The 21,884-nt window shown below is 59.2% G+C and carries 23 protein-coding genes; 15 read left to right on the top strand and 8 right to left on the bottom strand.

Going from position 1 to position 21,884, the window contains the following annotated elements; translation table 11 throughout:
- Window positions 1–176 precede the first annotated feature (176 nt).
- The 3 genes from hisC to gyrA form a co-directional block, all read right to left on the bottom strand.
- A complete protein-coding gene (gene hisC / locus HPT27_RS10145) occupies window positions 177–1,286 on the bottom strand; it encodes a histidinol-phosphate transaminase (protein WP_172242607.1) in 1,110 nt (369 codons plus the stop codon).
- 128 nt (window positions 1,287–1,414) lie between these two features.
- On the bottom strand, window positions 1,415–2,494 hold the full coding sequence (serC, locus tag HPT27_RS10140; protein ID WP_172242604.1) for a 3-phosphoserine/phosphohydroxythreonine transaminase: 1,080 nt from the start codon (window positions 2,492–2,494) through the stop codon (window positions 1,415–1,417).
- Window positions 2,495–2,789: 295 nt separating this feature from the next.
- Window positions 2,790–5,369: a DNA gyrase subunit A gene (gyrA, locus tag HPT27_RS10135; protein ID WP_172242601.1), complete on the bottom strand. Its 2,580-nt coding sequence runs from the start codon at window positions 5,367–5,369 to the stop codon at window positions 2,790–2,792.
- Window positions 5,370–5,530: 161 nt separating this feature from the next.
- On the opposite strand from gyrA, the gene HPT27_RS10130 reads away from it, so the two are divergent.
- The 9 genes from HPT27_RS10130 (at window position 5,531) to HPT27_RS10090 (ending at window position 13,543) form a co-directional block, all read left to right on the top strand.
- Window positions 5,531–6,190, top strand: coding sequence for a hypothetical protein (locus HPT27_RS10130; protein ID WP_172242598.1), 660 nt, complete (start codon window positions 5,531–5,533; stop codon window positions 6,188–6,190).
- A gap of 99 nt (window positions 6,191–6,289) precedes the next feature.
- A complete protein-coding gene (locus HPT27_RS10125) occupies window positions 6,290–7,624 on the top strand; it encodes a TRZ/ATZ family hydrolase (protein ID WP_172242595.1) in 1,335 nt (444 codons plus the stop codon).
- Between the two features lie 94 nt (window positions 7,625–7,718).
- On the top strand, window positions 7,719–8,426 hold the full coding sequence (gene ubiG, locus HPT27_RS10120; protein ID WP_172242592.1) for a bifunctional 2-polyprenyl-6-hydroxyphenol methylase/3-demethylubiquinol 3-O-methyltransferase UbiG: 708 nt from the start codon (window positions 7,719–7,721) through the stop codon (window positions 8,424–8,426).
- A gap of 28 nt (window positions 8,427–8,454) precedes the next feature.
- Window positions 8,455–9,171 (top strand): HAD family hydrolase, encoded by a 717-nt coding sequence (locus HPT27_RS10115; protein ID WP_172242589.1) that lies wholly within the window; start codon window positions 8,455–8,457, stop codon window positions 9,169–9,171.
- The gene (locus tag HPT27_RS10110; RefSeq protein WP_172242586.1) at window positions 9,168–10,130 is read left to right on the top strand and encodes a D-hexose-6-phosphate mutarotase; all 963 of its coding nucleotides are present in this window, start codon (window positions 9,168–9,170) and stop codon (window positions 10,128–10,130) included. Before HPT27_RS10115 ends, HPT27_RS10110 begins: the two co-directional genes overlap by 4 nt.
- Window positions 10,117–10,956, top strand: coding sequence for a squalene/phytoene synthase family protein (locus HPT27_RS10105; protein WP_172242583.1), 840 nt, complete (start codon window positions 10,117–10,119; stop codon window positions 10,954–10,956). Before HPT27_RS10110 ends, HPT27_RS10105 begins: the two co-directional genes overlap by 14 nt.
- A gap of 175 nt (window positions 10,957–11,131) precedes the next feature.
- The gene (locus tag HPT27_RS10100) at window positions 11,132–11,878 is read left to right on the top strand and encodes a YciK family oxidoreductase (RefSeq protein WP_172242580.1); all 747 of its coding nucleotides are present in this window, start codon (window positions 11,132–11,134) and stop codon (window positions 11,876–11,878) included.
- A 251-nt stretch (window positions 11,879–12,129) separates the two neighbouring features.
- The gene (locus HPT27_RS10095) at window positions 12,130–13,038 is read left to right on the top strand and encodes a GGDEF domain-containing protein (protein WP_172242577.1); all 909 of its coding nucleotides are present in this window, start codon (window positions 12,130–12,132) and stop codon (window positions 13,036–13,038) included.
- 40 nt (window positions 13,039–13,078) lie between these two features.
- Window positions 13,079–13,543, top strand: a complete 465-nt coding sequence (locus HPT27_RS10090; RefSeq protein ID WP_172242574.1) for a hypothetical protein — start codon at window positions 13,079–13,081, stop codon at window positions 13,541–13,543.
- Window positions 13,544–13,900: 357 nt separating this feature from the next.
- Here the strand turns inward: HPT27_RS10090 and HPT27_RS10085 are convergent, their stop codons facing one another.
- Window positions 13,901–14,674 (bottom strand): enoyl-CoA hydratase, encoded by a 774-nt coding sequence (locus HPT27_RS10085; RefSeq protein ID WP_172242571.1) that lies wholly within the window; start codon window positions 14,672–14,674, stop codon window positions 13,901–13,903.
- A 108-nt stretch (window positions 14,675–14,782) separates the two neighbouring features.
- On the bottom strand, window positions 14,783–16,222 hold the full coding sequence (locus HPT27_RS10080; protein WP_172242568.1) for a M20/M25/M40 family metallo-hydrolase: 1,440 nt from the start codon (window positions 16,220–16,222) through the stop codon (window positions 14,783–14,785).
- 185 nt (window positions 16,223–16,407) lie between these two features.
- On the opposite strand from HPT27_RS10080, the gene HPT27_RS10075 reads away from it, so the two are divergent.
- The 4 genes from HPT27_RS10075 to HPT27_RS10060 all read left to right on the top strand — a co-directional run bounded on the left by HPT27_RS10075 (window position 16,408) and on the right by HPT27_RS10060 (window position 18,593).
- Window positions 16,408–16,899 carry a glutathione peroxidase gene (locus tag HPT27_RS10075; RefSeq protein WP_172242565.1) on the top strand — a complete coding sequence of 164 codons (492 nt, stop codon included), beginning with the start codon at window positions 16,408–16,410 and terminating at the stop codon, window positions 16,897–16,899.
- Complete coding sequence (locus tag HPT27_RS10070) at window positions 16,896–17,108, top strand: SlyX family protein (protein WP_172242562.1); 213 nt, start codon at window positions 16,896–16,898, stop codon at window positions 17,106–17,108. Before HPT27_RS10075 ends, HPT27_RS10070 begins: the two co-directional genes overlap by 4 nt.
- A 159-nt stretch (window positions 17,109–17,267) precedes the next feature.
- Complete coding sequence (locus HPT27_RS10065; protein WP_172242559.1) at window positions 17,268–18,113, top strand: SDR family oxidoreductase; 846 nt, start codon at window positions 17,268–17,270, stop codon at window positions 18,111–18,113.
- A 171-nt stretch (window positions 18,114–18,284) separates the two neighbouring features.
- The gene (locus tag HPT27_RS10060; RefSeq protein ID WP_172242556.1) at window positions 18,285–18,593 is read left to right on the top strand and encodes a tetratricopeptide repeat protein; all 309 of its coding nucleotides are present in this window, start codon (window positions 18,285–18,287) and stop codon (window positions 18,591–18,593) included.
- A 73-nt stretch (window positions 18,594–18,666) separates the two neighbouring features.
- Here HPT27_RS10060 and arfB read toward each other — a convergent pair whose 3' ends face one another.
- The 3 genes from arfB to HPT27_RS10045 all read right to left on the bottom strand — a co-directional run bounded on the left by arfB (window position 18,667) and on the right by HPT27_RS10045 (window position 21,166).
- Window positions 18,667–19,113, bottom strand: coding sequence for an alternative ribosome rescue aminoacyl-tRNA hydrolase ArfB (gene arfB / locus HPT27_RS10055; protein ID WP_172242553.1), 447 nt, complete (start codon window positions 19,111–19,113; stop codon window positions 18,667–18,669).
- Window positions 19,110–19,460, bottom strand: coding sequence for a DUF1304 domain-containing protein (locus HPT27_RS10050; protein WP_172242550.1), 351 nt, complete (start codon window positions 19,458–19,460; stop codon window positions 19,110–19,112). The genes arfB and HPT27_RS10050 overlap by 4 nt, the downstream gene beginning before the upstream one ends.
- Before the next feature lie 293 nt (window positions 19,461–19,753).
- Window positions 19,754–21,166 (bottom strand): MBL fold metallo-hydrolase RNA specificity domain-containing protein, encoded by a 1,413-nt coding sequence (locus tag HPT27_RS10045; RefSeq protein ID WP_211197925.1) that lies wholly within the window; start codon window positions 21,164–21,166, stop codon window positions 19,754–19,756.
- Between the two features lie 27 nt (window positions 21,167–21,193).
- Here HPT27_RS10045 and HPT27_RS10040 point away from each other — a divergent pair, with 27 nt between their 5' ends.
- Entirely contained in the window at window positions 21,194–21,349 is a 156-nt protein-coding gene (locus HPT27_RS10040; RefSeq protein WP_172242547.1) for a hypothetical protein, read from the top strand.
- Window positions 21,350–21,384: 35 nt separating this feature from the next.
- A complete protein-coding gene (locus HPT27_RS10035; protein WP_211197924.1) occupies window positions 21,385–21,831 on the top strand; it encodes an Hsp20/alpha crystallin family protein in 447 nt (148 codons plus the stop codon).
- Window positions 21,832–21,884: the final 53 nt, after the last annotated feature.

Here is a 21,884-nt window from a genome sequence, read left to right as displayed (position 1 = left end):
GCAACCATTGCGAACGGAGGGTTTCACCCTCTCCCCAGCCCTCCCCCGTCAAGGGGGAGGGAGAAAGAGCTCGCCGGGAGGTAGCTCCGACTCTGCAATTCGCCGCATGCCCGCCTGAGCCCCTCCCCCCTCGCGGCGGAGGGGTTGGGGAGAGGGGGAGAATTATGAGACGGCCTTCAACCCGCCAACACTTTCTTCAGCGCCCGAATGCAGCGCTCATTCTGCTCCGGCAGGCCAATCGAAATCCGGATATGGTTCAGCAAGCCGTAATTGCCAATCGGCCGCACGATCACGCCTTCGCGCAGCATCGCCTGATACACCGGCGCGGCCGGCCGACCCAGATCGACGGTGATGAAATTGCCAAGCGACGGAATGTAATGGAGCTTCAGCGCTTCGAACGCCTGCTGATACTGCTGCATACCTTGTCTGTTCAGCTCGACCACGCGCTTGATGTAGTCGGCATCATTCATCGTCGCCACCGCTGCCGCGAGCGCCAGCGAGTTGACGTTGAACGGCTGGCGCACCCGGTTCATCAAGCCGGCACATTCCGGCTGTGCCACCGAAAAGCCGACCCGCAGCGCCGCCAGACCATAAGCCTTCGAGAAGGTGCGCAGCACGATCAGGTTCGGGTACTGGTTCAGCCAACCGAACGCATCCGGATATTCCGGCGTGCCATCGGCGTATTCAAAATAGGCTTCGTCATACACGACGATAACGTTTTGCGGCACGCTGTCGAGAAACGCCTTCAACTCGCCGGCGCGCAACCAGTTGCCAGTCGGGTTGTTCGGGTTGACCACGTAGACCAGTTTGGTTTTCGGCGTAATCGCCGCGCGCATTGCAGTCAAATCATGGCCGAAATCGGCCTTCGCCGGCACCGTGATGATTTTCGCGCCCTGCGCCTGCGCGCTGATTGGGAAGGCGATGAAGCAGTATTGCGAGCACACCACCTCGTCACCAGTGCCAACAAAGGTACGCACCGCGATGTCCATGACATCGTTCGAGCCGTTGCCGAGCGTCAATTGCTCATGCTTCAAACCAAAGCGCTTGCAGATGGCGTCTTTCAGGTAAAAGCCATTGGCATCCGGATACAGCGCGATGTCCTTGATCTCGGCTTCAATCGCCGCTTTGGCCTTGGGTGACAGACCAAGTGGATTCTCATTCGACGCCAGCTTGATGATGTCGGTGATGCCCAGCTCGCGCTCCAGCTCGGAGATCGGCTTGCCCGGCTGATACGGATGCAGCGTGCGGACACCTTCAACGGCCAGTTTCGAGAAATCGATGCTCATCGTGTTCACCTGTTGCGAGGCTGGCCGCGATCCGGCGGCAGCGGGTTTATCTGGAAAGAAGGCGGCTTGCGCCGCCTTGTCATTCTTGTTCTGTGGGAACGAGAAAGCCCGCTCCCACAGCGAATTCATCAACCGTTGCGCTTGGCAAAATCGGTCATGAATTCTATCAAGGTCTGCACGCCGGCCATCGGCATTGCGTTGTAAATGCTGGCGCGCATACCACCGACAGAACGGTGACCCGCCAAGGCCAACATGCCGGCCGCTTCCGACTCCTGCAAGAATTTGTCGTTCAGGGCTTCGTCGTGCAAACGGAACGGCACGTTCATCCGTGACCGGAACGGTTTGGCGATCGGGTTGCGATAAAACGGATTGCTGTCGATGCAGGCATAAAGCACATCCGCTTTGGCAGCATTGTGCTTTTCCATCGCCTGCACACCGCCCTGCTCGGCAATCCAGTCGAACACCAGATCCGCCAGATACCAGGCCCAGGTCGGCGGCGTGTTGTACATGCTGCCGTTGTCCGCGAGCACTTTGTAATCAAACAGCGTCGGGGTGCGGGCAGAGGCTTTGCCCATCAGATCCTTGCGGATGATCACGATGGTCATGCCGGCCGGGCCGATGTTCTTCTGGGCGCCGGCGTAAATCAGACCGTAGTCGCGGACATTGATCGGGCGCGACAAAATGCAGCTCGACATGTCCGCCACCAACACCCGGCCGTCGACCGGAACGCTGTGCAGCTCAACACCGCCAATGGTTTCATTCGGGCAGTAATGCAGGTAAGCGCTATCGGCGCTTAATTTCCACTCGCTGCGATCGGTAACGGTGAATACGCCATCGCGCTCGACCAGCGCCTTGATCTCGTTGACCTGACCAAACTTCTTCGATTCCTTGACCGCTTTGTCGGACCAGATACCGGTGTTGAGGTAATCCGCGGTCTTGCCGTCGGCCAGCAGATTCATCGGAATCATCGCAAACTGGTGCGTTGCGCTGCCATGGCAGAACAGCACCGCGTAATCGTCCGGGATATTCATCAGCGCGCGCAGCTTGCGCTCAGCGCTTTCGGCCAGCTCAACAAAGGCATCGGAACGGTGCGAGATCTCCATCACCGAACAGCCGTGGCCATTCCAGTCGAGCAATTCCGCCTGAGCCCGCTTCAGTACAGCTTCCGGCATGGCTGCCGGGCCGGAACAAAAATTGAATTTACGCATTGATGATTCGCCACAAAAGCGTTGCAAATATTCAATGCAGAGAGCCGTTCCGACTCCCCTCCTTGTCAAGGAGGGGCTGGGGGTGGTTCACGCCGTTCGCGACAACGCTTAACGACACGAGCAAACCGACTCCCACCTCCGCAACCACCCCTGGCCCCGCCCGGCCAACCGCAGAGCGATTGGCGCTTCGCAGGGGAACAGTACATTTGTACTGTTCCGTTCTCCTGCTCCGCCCTTAAAAGGAGGGGGACAAAGGGCGCATTTCAAATTACGTCGTTTTACCTACAAGCAGAAATCACTCTTCGGCATCATCACTGAGCAGCGGAGACACGACATCTTCGTTGTCACCTTCATCAACGACAGTGATCGATTCCAGACCGATCAGGTGTTCACCTTCCAGCACCCGCATCAAGCGGACACCGGCGGTGTTGCGGCCCATTACGCGCACTTCCGAAACGCGGGTACGGACCAGCGTGCCTTTGTCGGAGATCAGCATGATGTGTTCGCCAGACTTGACCGCGACCGCGCCAATGACCTTGCCATTGCGCTCGCTGACCTTGATCGACAGCACGCCGCGCACACCACGGCCCTTGACCGGATAGGCCTCGAGCGCGGTGCGCTTGCCATAACCATTCATGGTTGCGGTGAGAATGTCGGTGCCTTCGTGCGCGACGATAAGGCTGATGACTGCCTCGCCCTCACCCAAACGGATACCGCGCACGCCACGGGCCAGGCGGCCCATTTCGCGCACCTTGGTTTCGTTGAAGCGAACCACACGGCCGACATCGGAGAACAGCATCACATCGTCTTTGCCCGAGGTGATGTCGACGCCAACCAGCTCGTCGTCATCACGCAGATCGACGGCGATGATGCCGGCGCTGCGCGGACGGGCGAAGTTGTCGAGCGCGGTACGCTTGACCACGCCGGACTTGGTCGCCATGAAAATTTGATGTTCTGCATCGAAGGTGCGGACCGGCAGCAACGACGTGATCTTCTCGTCCGGCTGTAGCGGCAGCAGGTTGACGATCGGTTTGCCGCGAGCACCGCGACCGGCTTCCGGCAGGTTGTAGACCTTGAGCCAGTACAAGCGGCCACGGGTCGAGAAGCACAGCAGGTAATCGTGCGTTTTGCAGACGATCAGCTTGCGGACGAAGTCTTCGTCTTTCAGATCGGTCGCCGATTTGCCACGACCGCCGCGCTTCTGCGCTTCGTAGGTCGAGAGCGGCTGGTACTTCACATAGCCTTCGCTCGACAGCGTCACCACGACTTCTTCATCGGCGATCAAATCTTCGATGTCGATGTCTTCGGCGGTGTTCGAAATCTCGGTGCGGCGCTCATCACCGTATTCGTCACGGACCTTGACCAGCTCTTCGCGGATCACTTCCATCAAGCGGGCGTTGCTGGCCAGAATGTGCAGGTATTCGCCGATTTCGGTAAGCAGCTCTTTGTATTCGTCGAGCAGTTTTTCATGCTCAAGGCCGGTCAGTTTGTGCAGACGCAGTTCCAGAATCGCTTGCGCTTGTACCGGTGACAGATGGTAGCCGCCGTCAACAAATCCGTACTGCGCTTCCAGATCTTCTGGTCGCGAAGCCAGCGCCCCGGCGCGATCGAGCATGGCCATGACGCCACCCGGCTGCCAAGCTTTGGCGATCAAACGCTCTTTCGCTTCGGCCGGCGTCGGCGATGAACGGATCAGTTCGATGACTTCATCGATGTTGGCAATCGCAACGGCCAAACCTTCCAGTGTGTGGGCCTTTTCGCGTGCTTTGCGCAATTCGTAAACGGTACGACGGGTCACCACTTCGCGGCGGTGACGGACAAACTCTTCCAGACACTCTTTCAGCGCCAGCGTGCGCGGCTGACCGTCGACCAGCGCGACGGTGTTGATGCCGAAGGTGGTCTGCATCTGGGTCTGCGCGTAGAGGTTGTTCAGCACCACTTCCGGCAGTTCGTTGCGGCGCAGTTCAATCACCATGCGCATGCCATCCTTGTCGGACTCGTCGCGCAGACCAGTGATGCCCTCGATTTTCTTCTCACGCACCAACTCGGCGATTTTCTCGATCAAGCGCGCCTTGTTCACCTGATACGGCAGCTCGGTGACGATAATGCTGGTTTTCTGGCCTTCTTCTTCCAGCTCGTGACGGGCGCGAATAACGCAGCGACCCCGGCCGGTTTTGTACGCCTGCACAATGCCGGCGCGACCGCAGATGATGCCGGCGGTCGGGAAATCCGGTGCCGGAATGTGTTCCATCAAACCTTCGATATCGATCTCGGGATTGTCCATCAGCGCGAGCACGCCGTTGACCACTTCACGCAGGTTGTGCGGCGGAATATTGGTCGCCATGCCGACGGCAATACCACTGGAGCCGTTGATCAGAAGGTTCGGCACGCGAGTCGGCAGCACCGACGGCTCTTGCTCACTGCCGTCGTAGTTGTCGACAAAATCGACCGTTTCTTTGTCCAGATCCGCGAGCAGCTCATGGGCAATCTTGTCCATACGCACTTCGGTGTAACGCATCGCCGCCGCGTTGTCGCCGTCGATGGAGCCGAAGTTGCCTTGGCCGTCGACCAGCATGTAGCGCAGCGAAAACGGCTGCGCCATCCGGACGATGGTGTCGTACACGGCGGTGTCGCCATGCGGGTGGTATTTACCGATCACGTCACCGACCACACGGGCCGATTTTTTGTAGGCTTTGTTGTAGTCGTTACCCAGTACGCTCATCGCGTACAGCACGCGGCGGTGGACAGGTTTCAGGCCATCGCGGACATCGGGCAGGGCCCGGCCGACAATGACGCTCATCGCGTAATCGAGATAAGAGGTGCGCAGCTCGTCTTCGATGCTGACGGCAAGGATCTCTTTGGCGAGTTCGGTCATCTGTGTTTTGCCTTGTTAATCGGTTTTTGTTGATTCAGGCAATGCCTTGTAAGACATTGATTTTATTGGGCTTGTGCGAGCAGAACGGCGGCACCCGCAAAGCCGGCAATGGTAGCATGCCGGGGTGGTCCGGCTCTAGCTGCCGGAGCGAAGGGAACAGCATGAAAAACTGGTTAAAAACTGTGCTGGCAAGCCCCCTGATCGGCCTCGTCGCAATGGCGCAGGCAGCGGACGTCGGCCCGGCCCACGCCCATGGCGTGCACGGCATGCTGTTGTTCGGCGAACCGGGACAAGTCTTTGCCTCCCATCTGCCGCTGTACCGGCCGCCGCACGACTGGCAGGTGGTGCTGGAACTGGAGCCGGTAACCGAAGCCGCCAGAAAGCAGACCGAGCAACTGCTCAGCACGGACACGCTGTTGTCCCTGGAACCGGAGCGGTTTGATTTGCTGCGCCTGCGTCCGGGCGCGACCGACCCGCTGACGCAATTCCGGGCGGCGCTGTATCTCGGTCACTTCGAAAGCGGCGGCAGCAAGCTCGCAGACATCGACTGGCGGGTCAAACGCACCTGGCTGTTCGAGCCGGTTCGGGTGAATGTCGCGGCCGACGCGCAACACTATGCGGTTCTGAGTGCTGGACCGGGCAGGCAATGGCTGCTGCATCGGGTCGAGCGCCGGCCTGATTTCGACCAAATACTGCGTATCGAAAGCCAGGCGCCGTTGCCGGCGGAGCTGAGCCTGCCTCAGCTGCTGGGCCAAGACAGTGTCGACAGCCGGTTCCGGGTCAGCCGCATCATCTGGCAGGACACCGACGACCTGCAGTAAGGCTGCCGTCGCCAAGTCCCGCCGCCACTACCGTGCATGACGCCGGATCTCGTCGCCCGGTATACTCGCCGCCCTGACCGTTTCCCGACCGATAACAACATGATCGAAGCCGATTTGCTGCTCAGTGCCCGCTGGCTGTTACCGGTGGCGCCGATCAATACGGTGCTCGAAGACGGCGCCATCGCGATCGCGGCCGGTCGCATCGTTGCCGTCGGGCCGCGCAGCGAACTGCAGCAGCGGGTCAATGCCCGGCAGCAGCAACACCTTGGCGATCACGTCCTGCTGCCCGGCCTCATCAACGCCCACAACCACGCCGCCATGACCTTGCTGCGCGGCTGCGGCGAAGACATGGCGCTGATGGACTGGCTCAACAACCGGATCTGGCCGCTGGAAAAAGCGCTGGTGACACCGGAGTTTGTCGCCGATGGTGTTGAGCTCGCTTGTGCCGAACAGATCCGCGGCGGCGTCACCGCCTTTGCCGACAATTATTTCTACGCCGAGCGCGCCGCGACCACGATACAAAAAGTCGGCATGCGTGGCCTGATGGCGAGCCCCATCCTGTCATTCCCAATGCCCGGCGCAGCCGATGGCAAAGCAGGGATTCATCGGGTTCTGGAATTGCACGATACCTGCCACAGCCTGCCGCTGGTCAAGGCCGCGTTTGGCCCGCATGCGCCGTACACCGTCGATGATGCGCTGCTGACTCAAGTAGCCACCTACGCCGAAGAACTCGGTCTTGTCGTGCACATGCATGTGCACGAGAGCGCGCAGGAAATTGCCGACTCACTGAAGCAATACGGCATGCGGCCGCTGCAGCGACTCAACAAGCTCGGCCTGCTCGGGCCGCAATTCGTCGCCGTGCACGCCGTGCACCTCAACGACGATGACATAGCGCTGCTGAAAGAAAACGGCGTGCAAACCGTGCACTGCCCGGAATCCAACCTGAAACTTGCCAGCGGCTTTTGCCCGGTGGCAAAACTGCAGGCGGCCGGCATCAACGTCGGGCTCGGTACCGATGGTGCCGCCAGCAACAACGATCTGGATCTGCTTGGCGAATTGCGCACCGCCACCTTGCTCGGCAAGGCGGTCGCCGGCGATCCGACCGCGATGAAAGCCGAACAGATGCTGTACATGGTCACGCTCGGCGGTGCTCGCACCATGGCGCTGGAAAATGAAATCGGCTCGCTGGAAGTTGGCAAATCCGCCGATGTGATCGCCATCGATTTGTCCGGCCTGCTACAGCAACCGGTGTACAACCCGCTCTACTCGCTGATTTACTCCGTACAACGGGAGCAAGTCAGCGATGTCTGGGTCGCCGGTCAGGCGCTGATGCGCAACCGCGAGCTGCTGACCATTGATGAAGGCGCACTGCGGGCAAAAGTGCAGCGCTGGCAGGGTGATGTGCAAAGTACCTTAAAGACGCACGCCAATTGAACGTTGTAGGAGCGGCCTTGGCCGCGATTGTGTTCACAAGAAATCATCGCGGCCAAGGCCGCTCCTACAAAACACATCGTTAAGGATAATCACCATGACCCACACCAATGTCGACCGCGCCGAAATCGCCAAGTTCGAAGCGCTTGCCGCTCGCTGGTGGGACCGCAGCAGTGAATTCAAACCACTGCATGACATCAATCCGCTCCGGCTCGGCTGGATCATTCAGCGCACCGGCGCGCTGGCCGGCAAGCGCGTGGTCGATGTCGGCTGCGGCGGCGGCATCCTGAGCGAAGCCATGGCCGGCGAAGGCGCGCAAGTCACCGGCATCGACATGGGTGAAGCGCCGCTGTCAGTGGCCAAATTGCATCTGCTGGAGAGCGGCCGCAGCGTCGATTACCGGCAGATGACGGCCGAGCAACTGGCTGACGAACAACCGGGCAGCTTCGATGTGGTCACCTGCATGGAAATGATTGAGCACGTGCCGGATCCGGCCTCGGTGATCGCCGCCTGCGCCAAACTTGTGAAACCAAACGGCCATGTCTTTTTCTCGACCATCAATCGCAATCCGAAAGCGTTTCTGTTTGCCATTGTCGGCGCCGAATATGTGTTGAACCTGTTGCCGAAAGGCACCCACGAATACGCCAAGTTCATTCGGCCTTCGGAGCTCGGCAGCTGGGCCCGCCATGCCGGCCTGCGCGTCGGCGACATGACCGGCATGCATTACAACCCGCTGAGCAAGGTGTATTCGCTCGGCCCCGGCGTCGATGTCAATTACCTCGTCCACACCCGGCCGGTGGACTGATTCCGCTCCTACAAAAAGACAAAAAGACATGAGCTCATACCTTCCCTTGCAATGCGTGCTGTTCGATCTGGACGGCACCTTGCTCGATACCTCGCAGGACATGGCGAAAGCACTCAATCAATTGCTGATTGAACGTGGTCGCAAACCATTGCCTTATGAGCAAATCCGGCCACAGGTTTCGCATGGCGCCCGCGGCCTGTTGAAACTGGGGTTTGATCTGGAACCGAACGATCCGGCCTTCACGCCGTTTCGCGATCGCTATCTCAGCCTGTATGAGCAGTGCATGACCGAGCAAACCAATCTGTTTGCCGGCCTCGATCGTGTGCTGGCACATTGCGAGCAAAACGACCTGCGCTGGGGCGTGGTCACCAACAAGCCCGGTTATCTGACCCGCGCAGTGATGGAGCATCTGCAGTTGTGGCAACGCGCGGCTTGCGTTGTCGCCGGTGATTGCCTGCCGCAACGCAAACCGGATCCGGCGCCCATGCACCACGCGGCCCAGATGGCCAGCGTTGATGCCGCGGCCTGTTGTTATGTCGGCGATGCCGAGCGCGATATCGAAGCCGGTCGCCGCGCCGGCATGCGCACCATTTGCGCGCTCTGGGGCTTTATTGATGCCAACGATCAAGTGGAAAGCTGGCATGCCGATCACTATCTGCAACAGGGCGAGCAACTGCTCGAACTGATTGAACAGTGGCGCAGCACAAGCGATCAACCAGCCGCATCGGCACAGGTCGGGCAATGACGCGCGTGGTAAAACCCGGTGCCAATATTTCCGGTATCGACATTCCCGGACTAGGTGTTCCCGGACTTGACATTCCCGGTCAGGAAATCCCCGGTGTAACTCTCACCGAACTGGCGCCGGGCTATCCGGTGTTGACACTGCAACACAATGCCTTGTCCGCCAGCGTGTCCTTGTATGGCGGCCAGTTGCTCAGCTGTCGTCATGGCGATCAAGATTGGCTTTGGCCCAATCCCGCACTGCAGGTGCGGCCGGGCAAAGCCCTGCGTGCGGGCGTGCCCGTTTGCTGGCCCTGGTTTGGTACGCTGGACAGCGCATTGCCTGCGCACGGTTTTGTCCGCACCCGTCATTGGTCGGTGGCCTCATTGCAACGCAGCGAATCGGCACTGACCTTGACGCTCGCGCTTCAGGATGACGAAGCCAGCCGGCAACTGTGGCCGCATCGCTTTCACTTGCAGCTGCAAATCCGGATCAGCACCGTTTTGTCGGTACAATTGCTGATGCAAAACACTGACGACCACGCCTATCCGGTGGCAGGTGCGCTGCACAGCTATTTTTCCGTGACCGATATCGCTGACACGACCATTGCCGGCCTCGAAGGCTGTGACTATTACGATCAATTGACGAGCCAAACCCTGTCGCAGCGCGGCATTGTCGGTTTCAGTCAGGAGACCGATCGCATCTATCACGCCGGCGACAATCGCCTGCAGATTGAGTCGAAAGAAAAACGACTGTTGCTGCAGCAACACTGCAATACCGACACCGTTGTCTGGACTCCCTGGACCGAGAAAGCCGCTCGACTTGGAGATGTGGTTGGCGATGACTGGCGGCATTTTGTCTGCGCCGAAACCGCCATCGCCAATGATCACGCCGTGATCCTGGCGCCAAAAGCCCACTACGCCATCGGTTTTACCTTGACGGGTCCCGGTGCGGAAGCAAGCGAGCAACATGGACGCACGTGAATTTTGCCGGCAGGACGTTGCGCCAACGCCAAGCGATCTGGCCATTGCGTTGCAGGGACTTGATGCGGAAACCGAGCTGGCCTTGCTCGGCGTATTCGCTTTTCATCAGAGGGTCTGTGACATTCCGCATCGTGCCAGCGAGCGACAATTGGCCGACACCCAGCTGCAATGGTGGCGCGCGCAATTGACTGCCGACGCTCATAGCACGCACCCAAGCTTGCAAGCACTGGCTCGCTTGCGAAGCCAAGTGCCGGCGATTACACCGCTGCTCGGAGCCTTGCTGGATACCGTTGAAACCGATATCGATTTTGCCGGCTTTGCCGAACAGCACGAACTGGACAGTTTTCTGCAACAGCGCGGCGACGTGCTGCTGCAACTGGTTTGCCATGCCTTGAATTTGACCTTGGACAGCGACCGCCGAAAAGCCATTGGCGGTTTTCTGGAATACGTGCAACTGGTGCACGATTTCCCGCGCCATGCCAGCGCCCAGGTGATCTATCTGCCATACAGCCAGCTGGGACAACACGGCATCAGCGCCGAGCAGCTTTGTCAGCGCAGCGACAACGATCTGCGGGCGCTGTTCAGTGCGCAAACCGGGCATCAACGCAAACGCCTGACCGACGGTCTGCGCGGACTCGACCCACACCGCGCCCGACAACTGGCGCCAATATTGATTCTGCTGGCACTGCGCAGCCGCTGGCTGGCAGCAACCGAAGCCGACGGCTACGCGCTGCAACGTTATCGCTTGCAGCTTGGCGCGCTGCAGCGCTGGCAGACCCGGTTGAAAACCCGGCTGCAGCTGGCGACCGGAACATTTGCCGTCTAACGTGAAATCAGTCAGCCAATACCGGTCCGCACAAACCCGAAACCGATAATCCAGAATCCAGAACCAGTAACCGCCATACCAGTCACGACATAACATCAGTCACAACACAACATCAGTAACGACACAACCCGCATCGCAGCCAGACCCGGTGTGCCGCAAGCAACGAGGAAACGCAATGGACCACAAGACCTATCAACCGGCGGCCGACGCGCTGAAAGATCGCATCATCCTGATCACCGGCGCCGGCGATGGCATCGGCAAAACCGTCGCGCTTGGCTGCGCCCGTTATGGCGCCACTGTTGTCCTGCTCGGTCGTCAGCAAAAGAAACTGGAAGCGGTGTATGACGAGATTGTCGCCGCAGGCGGCGCGCAACCGGCGATTGTGCCGATGAACCTGCTCACCATCACGCCCGACGATACGGTCGGCCTCGCCAACACCTTGCTGAGTGAGTTCGGTCGTCTGGATGGTTTGCTGCACAACGCCGCCGTGCTGGGCGAGCGGGCACCGATCGAACATTACTCACCGAATGTTTGGCTGGAAGTCATGCAGATCAATGTCAACGCCGCCTTTCTGCTGACCCAGAGCCTGATGCCGCTGCTGAAAGCGGCCTATGACCCGTCGGTGGTGTTCACCACCAGCGGTGTCGGTCGCAAGGGCAAGGCGTTCTGGGGCGCCTACGCCGTCTCCAAATTCGCCACCGAAGGCATGATGCAGGTGCTGGCGGATGAGCTGGATGAAAGCAGCCGCATCCGGGTCAATTGCATCAACCCGGGTGGCACCCGGACCAAGATGCGGGCGGCCGCGTTTCCGGCCGAAGACACCACCAAACTGAAAACCCCACAGGACATCCTGCCGACCTATCTGTGGCTGCTCGGCCCGGACAGTCACGCCATCCACGGTCAATCGGTTGACGCGCAATGACCGCAAAACCCGGCCAAAACGGCGTCAATTTCCCGCCTTCTTCAGCAACACCGGCAGCACTACGCTGCCGGTTTTCCGTCAAAAGCCTGACCGACATCAAAGTTTGATCAGGTCAACCTCATTAAATCATTGATTTACAAGGCGCCAATTCCTATTCTGCCGGCTGGCACAGTTCTCGCAGAGATGCATTTGAGAGCAGATTCGCTAACTGAAATCTGCGTTCCAGATGTCGCCGTGCTTTCGGAGTTGTCATGATGTCGAGCCTTACCCCGCGCAAAGTGATTGGCTTGCCACCGGCCGTTCATTACCACCAGATGCCCGCCGTTACCGAACGGCTGGAAGATGTCTGCACGCGCCTGGCGAGGGAACTGCCGCGTAGCCTGGAACTGAATGACGTTCTGGCGTTGTACGCCGACAGCGTCGCCAGTCTGGTCGAGTTCGACGAGTTTCAGTTCGCCATCACTGACGACGAGCCGCTGTACCGCACCGGCATTACCGGTCGCCATCAGGCCACCTATCAGTTGGAGGTCGGCCAACAGCGGCTGGGCGAGCTGCGCATTGGCCGCAACCGGCCGTTTGGCGAAGGCGATTTGACCGTGCTGGAAAGCACCATGTCGCTGCTGGGGTATCCGCTGCGCAATGCCCTGCTCTATCGCGACGCCATTCAGGCCGCCCGTCAGGATGCCTTGACCGGCGTCGGCAACCGCGCTGCGCTGGAGCAGACTTTGGCGACCGAGCTGGGCTTGGCTACTCGCCATGGCAGCCGGTTCAGCTTGCTGTTGCTGGATCTGGACCACTTCAAAACCATCAACGACAGCTACGGCCACGCCGCTGGCGATGAAACGCTGCGCATTGTCGCCCGTCGTATGCAGGAGCTGACTCGCACCACGGACTCGGTGTTCCGGTACGGTGGTGAAGAGTTCGTGATTTTGCTGCGCAATACCGATGTGAATTCGGCCGCAATTTTGGCAGAACGGCTGCGCGCCGCAGTTGAGTGTGCGCCAGTTCGCTGCAACGACACGGACATCAATGTGACCATCAGCTCGGGCCTTACCGGGTATGTTCAGGGCGCCAATGCCAGCCAACTGCTGGAACAGGCGGATCGGGCGTTGTACCGGGCCAAACAGGATGGTCGTAACCGGGTGTACGTGGCCGCGTGAATGAAAGGGTTTGCCTGCCGGGCAGATCCGGGAGGCAAGCATGTCCAATCTCCGCAATATGCTGGAAATGGCGCTCAGCGCCGGCCACAACGCCCTTGATTTGCGCTGTGACCAGCCCGATTTACTGCGTGAGGAGCTGGTCCGTTACAACGACTTCACCTCGCGCGCCTGCTACGTCTGGGTGCCGAACAGCGGCCTTAGCCGCATCGATATGCCGCATATCGTGGTGCCCAATACCAAGTCGTTTGAACAGGCTTTGCAACACATCGTCAACCGGCCGCATTTCGCGATTTATCTGTTCGAGAATGTGCGCGACGAATTCAAGATTGTTTCGACCTGGGCGCTGCTGCGCCGGCTGGTCGCCGACCGTAGCCCGCAACGCAAATTGCTGGTGTTCGGTGGCAGCGGTCTGAATGTGCCGGAACATATGAAGGGGTTGTTTGTCGAAACCCAGCTGCGCATGAATGCCAGCAGTGCTGCCAGCACCGCCGTCCGTGTCGCCTGAGCACCCGTTATTGATGCCGCGCAAACCGCGCGGTGCCGGTTCAGGCAAAACTGTCACGCCGGCGTCATGCCGGCGTTTTAGTCTCTCACTATCGGCCACGAGGCCAGGAACAAGTCGTTATCATCATGATTCATCATCGTCTGCTACACACGCTTCAAACTCGGCTACAACGCCAATCGGATGCTTTATCCCTGCAACGTAAACGCCAGCAGGCCGACCGGCCTACCATCGTCTCCGCCCCTTCGGTGAAGGCCAGCGGAAAATAAAAACGGGCGCCAGGCGCCCGTTTTTATTTGTCTCGCTTTTATTGGTCTCGTTTTTATTGAATCCGCGACGAGGCCATCACCCGATTCTCGATCAATTGAACCGGGAAAAATCCGGCGCCCGTTTTTCCAGAAAAGCCTGAAACGCTTCTTTCGCTTCCGGGCTTTGCAAGCGCTGCCGGAACTCGGCCGCCTCCACCAGCAAGGTATCCGAAACCGCGCCGCGCAGATGCCGCTTCAGCAGCGCCTTGCTGGCGCGCAGCGCGGCCGGTGGTTTCTGCGCCAGTTTGCGTGCCGCCTGTTCCGCACTGGCGAGAGCCTCACCGACACCGGTAATGCCGGTGATGATGCCGCAGTCTTTTGCGGTATCGGCAGTAAAGGGCTCACCCAATAACAGCAGTTCGGCAGCGCGGGCATGGCCGCACAAATGCGGCAGCAGCAAACTCGACGCCGCCTCCGGCACCAAGCCGAGATTGACGAACGGCAGACTGAACTTGGCATCGCGTGCGGCGTAGCTCAGATCGCAGTGCAGCAGCAGTGTGGTACCGATACCAACCGCAACACCCTCGACTGCCGCGACCAGCGGCTTGTGCGCACCGGCCACCGCGAACAGAAACTTCATCACCGGACTGTCGGCATCAATCGGTGGCTGGTTGAGAAAGTCCGCCAGATCGTTGCCTGCCGAAAAATGGCCACCTTCGCCACGGAACAGGATTACCCTGACCGTGGCATCGCGTTCTGCTTCGCTGAGAAATGCGGTCAGCTGCAGATACATCGGCGTAGTCAGCGCATTGCGCTTGTCCGGCCGATTGATGCTGATGTGGGCGACGTGATCGCGCACTTCATAATGAATGCTACCGCTGGTCATTTTCGCTGGCCTTCTGTCCTGTGTCTGGCAGCGCACAACGCTGCCCGTTCACTGCGCTTGATTGCTGGCAAACGCGCTGCATGCTGCCGCCGGTCTTGCTAGATGCGCTCAGTGTTGCGCCGCTTTTGCCTTGCCAACCAGATAGTCGCCCATTGAGCCGAAATCGGTCGGTGAATTGGCCGCCAGCCAGGCCCAGGTCGCGAACGCGGCCACACTTTGATTCAGCCGCGCCTGCTCGATTTTGTCGAAGGTATCATTCGGCGTGTGGTGCAGATCAAAGTAATCAATTCCGTCGAGCGCCAAACCAAACGAGGCGATACCGGCCATGTTCATGGCACGCAAATCCGGGCCATCCGAATTGTCGTTGCCACCGGCTTCGATTCCGAGCGGCGCCAGCACTTGTTGCATTTGCTTCACCAGCGGCAACGCCTGCGGCTTCACGTGCGAGTCCAATCGGTAAACCGGGCCCTGGCCGAAATCGGCTTCTGCGGCCGCATGCACATTCTTGAGCTCCTTGACGTGCGCATCGTGATACTGATTGCCGCCGAACAGCCCCTGCTCTTCGTTGGCAAACAACACCACCCGGATGCTGCGCTTCGGCTTCAGGCCGTTGCGGTTCAAAAATTCAGCTGCCGCCATGGTCATCGCGCAGCCAGCGCCGTCGTCGATGGCGCCGGTGCCCAGATCCCAGGAATCGAGATGGCCGCCGATCAACACATAATCACTGGATTTCTCGGTGCCGCTGATCTCACCAATGACATTGTAGGAGGTATAAGTCGGGCCGGCTTTGGCGCCAATTTCCAGCTTCAGCTTCACTGGCTGCCCGCGCTTGAGCATGTTGGCCAGCAGATCGGCATCCGGCACCGACAACGCGGCCGCCGGAATCTTGTTGACCTTGTCGTCGTAACGCATCAAGCCGGTATGCGGCAGCCGGTCACTGTCGGTGCCAACCGACCGTATCAGCAAACCAACGGCGCCTTTTTTGCCCGCTTCCACGGCGCCGGCGCCACGCGCAGCAACGGTCGGACCGTAGTCATGGCCATCACGGAAGGCGCGCATCGGCTTGTTGACGAAGGCAATCTTGCCGGCCAACGTCTCTGGTGCAGCCGCTTTCAGAGCATCCAGATTGTCGAACGCGACGACTTCTGCCTGCAGCCCGCCGTCAGCAGTCGCAATGCTGCCGCCAAGCGCCGTTACGACCAAGTGCTGCGGAAACGGCGCCAGCACTTCGGCGCGCTCGACCCCGCGCTGCCAGGACGGAAAACTGACCGGCTCTTTCCAGACCTTGTCGAAACCGAGCTCCTTGAACTTGGCCTCGGCCCAAGCCACGGCCCGGGCATCGCCCTCGCTGCCGGCCATGCGCGGGCCGACTTCCGTGGTCAGTGATTCCAGAATGGCATAGGCTTTGTTGCCGTCAGCGGCGGCATCACGAATCCAGGCGGCGGTTTGCAGCTCGCGCTCGCTGTACAAGGCATCAGCCGCGAAGGTCGGTACAGCGGTCAGCAGGGCCGCAAGACCGGCGGCAACTACGGAGATGGGGGTACGCATTTTCGAGTTCATGAGATCGGCGGAAGGCAGCAAACGGGAACCGGGAGCCTAACAAATCGGCGGCCCTTTGCTAAGCCAACTGGTCGTGCCATTCTGGTAACGTACTGTTTCCCTTTTGCGTATAAGCCCTGCTCACTGCCGCGCTGGCCTGTACGGATTTCATTCACCGGATGTCGAGGCTGACCATGACCACCCTTCACGATCACACCGCCCTGCTCAACAACGGCACGGACGTGTCCATGCGCGAATTCGCCGGCAAAGTGGTGCTGGTCGTCAATGTCGCCAGCAAATGCGGCTACACCCCGCAATACGAAGGCCTGGAGGCGCTCTACCGCAAATACAAGGACAAGGGCTTTGCCGTGCTCGGCTTTCCCTGCAACCAGTTCCTGTCGCAGGAACCGGGCAGCGACAGCGATATCGCCAGCTTCTGCAGCACCACCTTTGATGTGACCTTTCCGCTATTCAAGAAAATCGACGTCAACGGCGATAACGCCCATCCGATTTACCGCTATTTGAAAGCCTCGGCCCCCGGCATTCTCGGCACCGAAGCCATCAAATGGAATTTCACCAAATTTCTGGTCGGCCGCGATGGCAAGGTCATCGCCCGTTACGCCACCGCTACCAAACCAGAAGAAATCGACGCCGACATCGCCAAAGCGCTGGAGCTGGCGGCATGAGTGATCACGAGCGCATTGTCGAGCTGCAAACCAAGCTGGCGTTTCAGGAGCAAACCATTCTGGAACTGGACGAGGCCCTGCGCGCCCAGCAACTGCAGATCATCGCGCTGGAAAAAATGATCCAGCGCCTGCGCGATGATCTGATCAGCCTGCAGCACTCGCCCGATTCGCTGGCACCGGAACAGGAACCGCCGCCGCCGCATTACTGAAGTGCTCGATAGCAAGCTGCATCTCGTAAATTACCCCACCCCAACCCTCCCCTTCACAGGGGAGGGAGCTGGATTGTTCCTCCCCCTGCCAAGGGGGAGGCTAGGAGGGGGTGATGTACGAGACAAAACCAGATAGCCGCGCAAAACAGGGACCACCCAATGTCCAACCTGAAAAACCGCACCATCCTGATCACCGGCGCCAGTCGCGGCATCGGCCGCGCCATTGCGCTAGCCGCCGCCAAGCGCGGCGCCAATGTCGTCATCGCCGCCAAAACCGCCGAGCCACATCCGAAACTGGAAGGCACCATCCACACGGTTGCCGACGAAGTTCGCGCGCTGGGCGCCAAAGCCTTGGCCGTGCAAGTCGATGTTCGCGATCACTCGCAGGTCTTCACGCTGATGCAGCAAGCGGCCGACACCTTTGGCGGCCTCGACATGCTCGTCAACAATGCCGGTGCGATTAGCCTGACCACGGTCGAAGACACCCGGCCGAATGTGTTTGACCGGATGCTGAGCATCAATGCCCGCGCGGTCTATTTGACCGCGCACGCTGCGCTGCCGTTTCTGAAGAAGAGCTCGCACGCGCACATCCTGAGTCTGTCGCCGCCGCTGAACATGAACACCCGCTGGCTGGCCGCGCACGGCCCCTACACGCTGAGCAAATACGGCATGACCATGCTGAGTCTTGGTATGGCAGAAGAATTCAAACCACACGGCATCGCCGTCAACTGCCTGTGGCCACGGACGATTATCGCCACCGCCGCGATTGAACATGCGCTGATGGGCAAAGACGCGTTTGCGCTGTGCCGCAAGCCGGAGATCATGGCCGATGCCGCCATAGCGATTCTGGAACAACCGGTCAGCTATACCGGTCAGGCTTTGCTCGATGAACAAGCACTGGCCCATGTCGGCATCACCGAGCTGCGTGACTACGCTTACAACACTGCCAATGCCGACCGGCTTGGCGCGGATTTGTTTTTGGATGATTGTGAGTGGAGTAAGTAGCCCATGCCAATGATGAAGTTCGTACTGAGGATGTGGGCGGTATCACTGCTTGCTTTAGTCATGCCAAGCATTTCTCGATCAGCAACTGATGCTGAAATTAATGAGTCTTGTATTCGTCATCTGCAAGAAGGCGAAGTAGCTGAAGACCCTAGATCCACATTCTAGATCGGCTTGTGTTACCTGGAAGGCTGGGGCGTTCAGAAAAATGAAAAAGAAGCTCATAGGCTCTTTTTGCTAGCAGCAGAAGGTGGAGTCCCTGGCGCTTATGTAAATCTCGCAAATATGTACCTCCTTGGCACCGGAGTCTCTGTTGACTTAATTGAAGCCTACAAATGGATAGCCATCTTTCATGGAGGCAATATTCCAGCTGAAAATGGATGGAAGTCAGACCTTGAGTCAAAAATGAGTACAGCAGAAATAACCGAAGCCAGAAAAAGAATTCAGGCTTGGATTGAAATGCATCCACTTAAAAGTAACTGAGCTAGCGAGTGCAGTGCGCATCATGATGCGCCTTTTTGTTACCCGGAATAAAACCCGGTTGCTCATGCCCCCCCTACTCAGTCGGCTTCCCACGCATCGCCTTGACGTTGCCGCGTTTGGTTTTGCTGTCCATGCGTTTGGTTTGCGAGCTGCGGGTCGGTTTGGTGGCTTTGCGGGTTTTGCGGACCACGCCGACGGATTTGATCAAGGCTTGCAGGCGCGCCAAGGCATCGAGCCGGTTCTGTTCCTGACTGCGGGTTTCCTGTGCCTTGATCACCACGACGCCGTCTTTGGTGATGCGCTGATCGGACAGCGCCAACAGCCGTTCCTTGTAAACGTCCGGCAGCGATGAAGCACGGATATCGAAACGCAGATGGATGGCGCTGGAGACTTTGTTGACGTTCTGGCCACCGGCGCCTTGTGAACGCATGGCGGTCAGTTCGATCTCGCGCAGCGGCAACTGCACCGCCCGGGAGATGTCCAGCGCGCCTTCGACGGGCGGGAGGCTGTCCTCGCTCATGCGAAATACAACACCAGCAAAGTGATGGCAGCCGGCAAGCCTTGCACAAACAAAATGCTGCGCTTGGCCGTCAGGCCACCGTAGATGCCGGCGACCAGCACACAGCCCAGAAAGAACACCAGTGTCGGCTGGCCGGCGAAAAACAGACCGAACACCAAACCGGCGGCGAGAAATCCGTTGTACAAGCCTTGATTGGCGGCCAGTACTTTGGAGCTGGCTGATTGCTCCGGTGTTTGCCGGAAAATCTTGCGGCCGACCGGGTGGTCCCAGAAGAACATTTCCAGCACCAGAAAGCCAAGGTGTTGGATGGCAATGAAGAGCACGAGAACAATAACCAGCGTCATCATGATGGAATCCTTTTTTTGTGGCGCTTGTACATCATGACGAATTCGAGGGAGGAAGTCAGGGCCGGCTCGGTAAATCCCCCCTCCCAGCCTCCCCCCTGACAGGGGGAGGAGCAGAAGAAGTGCTCTTCCCACTGTGAGGGAGAGGAGCGGATGAAGTGCTCCCTCCCCTGCGAGGGGGAGGGCTGGGGTGGGGGCTTTGCCGCTCTGCGCAAAAACGCCAAAACCACGCCGGGCCACCGCGAATGGGTTCAATAATTGATCGCGACGTTTTGCCGAATCACGCCTGACAGCGACTAAAGCTTCAACACCTCGCCCCGCGACGCAATATTGACCGGCACACCCGGATGCAAATCGCACAACTTGGCTTGCAACGCCTGCTGCGCCTGCGGTTCACCGTGCACCAGCCAGACCGGCGGCAATTGCTTGAAGCCTTCATACCATTTGAGCAAATCGCGCTGGCCGGCGTGCGCCGACAAGCCACCGATGGTGTGCACCTTGGCCCGCACCCGGATGCCCTCGCCCCAGAGTCGGATAAAGTCGCGGCCTTCGACCAACGCCAGTCCCGGCGTGCCATAGGCCTGATAACCAATCATGATCACCTGAGTGGTATCGCGCCAGACCAGGTGCTTCAGGTGATGCTTGATGCGACCACCGGTGCACATGCCACTGCCGGCAATGATGATGGCGCCCGATTGCACCCGATTGAGTGACTGCGATTGCTCCGGCGTCGGCAGGAATTGCAGATTGGGCAGCAGCCGGCGCAGCGCGTGTTCGGGATGGTCATTGCCGAGCAGTTTTACCGCATCGCCGTTGTACAGCGCGTGATGGCGCAGATAGATATTGGTGGCATCGATGGCGAGCGGGCTGTCGAGGAAGATCTGCCAGCGCGACAGCCCCCACTCGCGATAGTACTTGGCCATCAGGTACAGCAACTCCTGACTGCGGCCCACCGCAAACGCCGGGATCAGGATATTGCCCTTCTGCGATTGCTCGCTGCGGAAGATCTCGCCGAGCTCGGTCAGCGTCGAGTCGAAATCACGGTGATCGCGATCACCATAAGTGCTTTCCATCAGCAGCGCATCGGCAAAGGGAATCAGCTCGGGATTGCGCAGAATGGGCGCACCGAACGGGCCGAGGTCGCCGGAGAAAATCAGGATGCGGTCACGGTCGGGCGCAGCGATTTTCAGCTCGACAATCGACGAACCGAGAATATGGCCGGCGTCATGCAAGCGCACCGACATGTGCTCGGTCAGCGGCTGCCATTCGCCATAGTCGAGCACCTCAAACTGTTTCATGACCCGCTCAACATCGCGGTGGGTATAGAGCGGCTCGCGCGGCTTCAAACCTTTTCGCGCCCGCTTGCGGTTTTCAACTTCCTGGTCGGCTTCCTGCAGATGGGCGGCGTCACGCAGCATGATGCTGCACAGATCGCGGCTGGCCCGGTGGGTATAAATCGGCCCGCGATAGCCCTCTTTCTGCAGCTTGGGCAAGCGGCCGGCATGATCGAGATGGGAGTGGCTCAGCACCACCGCATCGATGGCGCGCGGGTCATAGGGCGTCGGCTCATAATTGCGGGCATCTTCCCTGGCACCACCTTGCAACAAACCACAGTCCAGCAGGATAGATTCCTTGCCGAGCGTGACTTGATAGCAGGACCCGGTGACCTCACCTACGCCACCCCAACACCGCACTTCTGGCTGCATCATGATCTGGCAATCCTTGTTCTTGGCAACATGGCACCTGAACGACCGGTACTTGAAATCCGCGAAGCCGACCCTATCTATTTAGCAGACAGCGCCGACACGCTGTTGATCCGGGTCAATACGTCATTTCGCGCTGCCTGCTACGGTAAGCATGGCAGCAAAGTCGTCGCCATGCCTCATTCCTGAGGGGTCTTTTTTTGGGCTTTTATAGGAGACATGCCATGACACTGATGCGCTACCAACCTTGGTCCGTGTTTGACCAATTGCACCGTGAAATCAACCAGTTGTTTGACACCCGCGCGCCGAAAACCGGCGAGACGGCAAATGAACTGTACAGCAGCAGCTGGCTGCCGTCGGTCGATGTCAAAGACAACGGCAAGGAAATCGTGCTGCTGGCCGATCTGCCCGGTGTGGAACCGGACAAGATTGAAGTGACCGCGACCAACGGCGTGCTGACACTGAAAGGCGAGCGGCAATTCAGCAAGGAAAGCAACGAAGGGGATTACCACCGGATTGAGCGCAACTACGGTAGCTTCTACCGCCAGTTTGCCTTGCCAGACACCGCCAATACCGACGAGATTTCGGCCAAGGCCAACAACGGAGTGCTGGAAATCCGCATTCCGAAGCGCAGCAGCAGCATTCAGAAACGGATCAGCATCTCGCGCTGAACGTCAGACTCTGAAAAGCAAAAAGCCGGCATTGCCGGCTTTTTGCTTTTTAC

The organism is Permianibacter fluminis, from assembly GCF_013179735.1.
In the GTDB taxonomy this organism is placed as follows: Bacteria; Pseudomonadota; Gammaproteobacteria; order Enterobacterales; family Permianibacteraceae; genus Permianibacter; species Permianibacter fluminis.
This window is presented reverse-complemented; position numbering and strand designations above follow the sequence as displayed.

Excerpts from the sequence above, each read along its gene's own strand:
- hisC (WP_172242607.1), bottom strand. The coding sequence starts at position 1,286 with ATGAGCATCGATTTCTCGAAACTGGCCGTTGAAGGTGTCCGCACGCTG.
- serC (WP_172242604.1), bottom strand. The coding sequence starts at position 2,494 with ATGCGTAAATTCAATTTTTGTTCCGGCCCGGCAGCCATGCCGGAAGCT.
- gyrA (WP_172242601.1), bottom strand. The coding sequence starts at position 5,369 with ATGACCGAACTCGCCAAAGAGATCCTTGCCGTCAGCATCGAAGACGAG.
- HPT27_RS10130 (WP_172242598.1), top strand. The coding sequence starts at position 5,531 with ATGAAAAACTGGTTAAAAACTGTGCTGGCAAGCCCCCTGATCGGCCTC.
- HPT27_RS10125 (WP_172242595.1), top strand. The coding sequence starts at position 6,290 with ATGATCGAAGCCGATTTGCTGCTCAGTGCCCGCTGGCTGTTACCGGTG.
- ubiG (WP_172242592.1), top strand. The coding sequence starts at position 7,719 with ATGACCCACACCAATGTCGACCGCGCCGAAATCGCCAAGTTCGAAGCG.
- HPT27_RS10115 (WP_172242589.1), top strand. The coding sequence starts at position 8,455 with ATGAGCTCATACCTTCCCTTGCAATGCGTGCTGTTCGATCTGGACGGC.
- HPT27_RS10110 (WP_172242586.1), top strand. The coding sequence starts at position 9,168 with ATGACGCGCGTGGTAAAACCCGGTGCCAATATTTCCGGTATCGACATT.
- HPT27_RS10105 (WP_172242583.1), top strand. The coding sequence starts at position 10,117 with ATGGACGCACGTGAATTTTGCCGGCAGGACGTTGCGCCAACGCCAAGC.
- HPT27_RS10100 (WP_172242580.1), top strand. The coding sequence starts at position 11,132 with ATGGACCACAAGACCTATCAACCGGCGGCCGACGCGCTGAAAGATCGC.
- HPT27_RS10095 (WP_172242577.1), top strand. The coding sequence starts at position 12,130 with ATGATGTCGAGCCTTACCCCGCGCAAAGTGATTGGCTTGCCACCGGCC.
- HPT27_RS10090 (WP_172242574.1), top strand. The coding sequence starts at position 13,079 with ATGTCCAATCTCCGCAATATGCTGGAAATGGCGCTCAGCGCCGGCCAC.
- HPT27_RS10085 (WP_172242571.1), bottom strand. The coding sequence starts at position 14,674 with ATGACCAGCGGTAGCATTCATTATGAAGTGCGCGATCACGTCGCCCAC.
- HPT27_RS10080 (WP_172242568.1), bottom strand. The coding sequence starts at position 16,222 with ATGCGTACCCCCATCTCCGTAGTTGCCGCCGGTCTTGCGGCCCTGCTG.
- HPT27_RS10075 (WP_172242565.1), top strand. The coding sequence starts at position 16,408 with ATGACCACCCTTCACGATCACACCGCCCTGCTCAACAACGGCACGGAC.
- HPT27_RS10070 (WP_172242562.1), top strand. The coding sequence starts at position 16,896 with ATGAGTGATCACGAGCGCATTGTCGAGCTGCAAACCAAGCTGGCGTTT.
- HPT27_RS10065 (WP_172242559.1), top strand. The coding sequence starts at position 17,268 with ATGTCCAACCTGAAAAACCGCACCATCCTGATCACCGGCGCCAGTCGC.
- arfB (WP_172242553.1), bottom strand. The coding sequence starts at position 19,113 with ATGAGCGAGGACAGCCTCCCGCCCGTCGAAGGCGCGCTGGACATCTCC.
- HPT27_RS10050 (WP_172242550.1), bottom strand. The coding sequence starts at position 19,460 with ATGATGACGCTGGTTATTGTTCTCGTGCTCTTCATTGCCATCCAACAC.
- HPT27_RS10045 (WP_211197925.1), bottom strand. The coding sequence starts at position 21,166 with ATGATGCAGCCAGAAGTGCGGTGTTGGGGTGGCGTAGGTGAGGTCACC.
- HPT27_RS10040 (WP_172242547.1), top strand. The coding sequence starts at position 21,194 with ATGGCACCTGAACGACCGGTACTTGAAATCCGCGAAGCCGACCCTATC.
- HPT27_RS10035 (WP_211197924.1), top strand. The coding sequence starts at position 21,385 with ATGACACTGATGCGCTACCAACCTTGGTCCGTGTTTGACCAATTGCAC.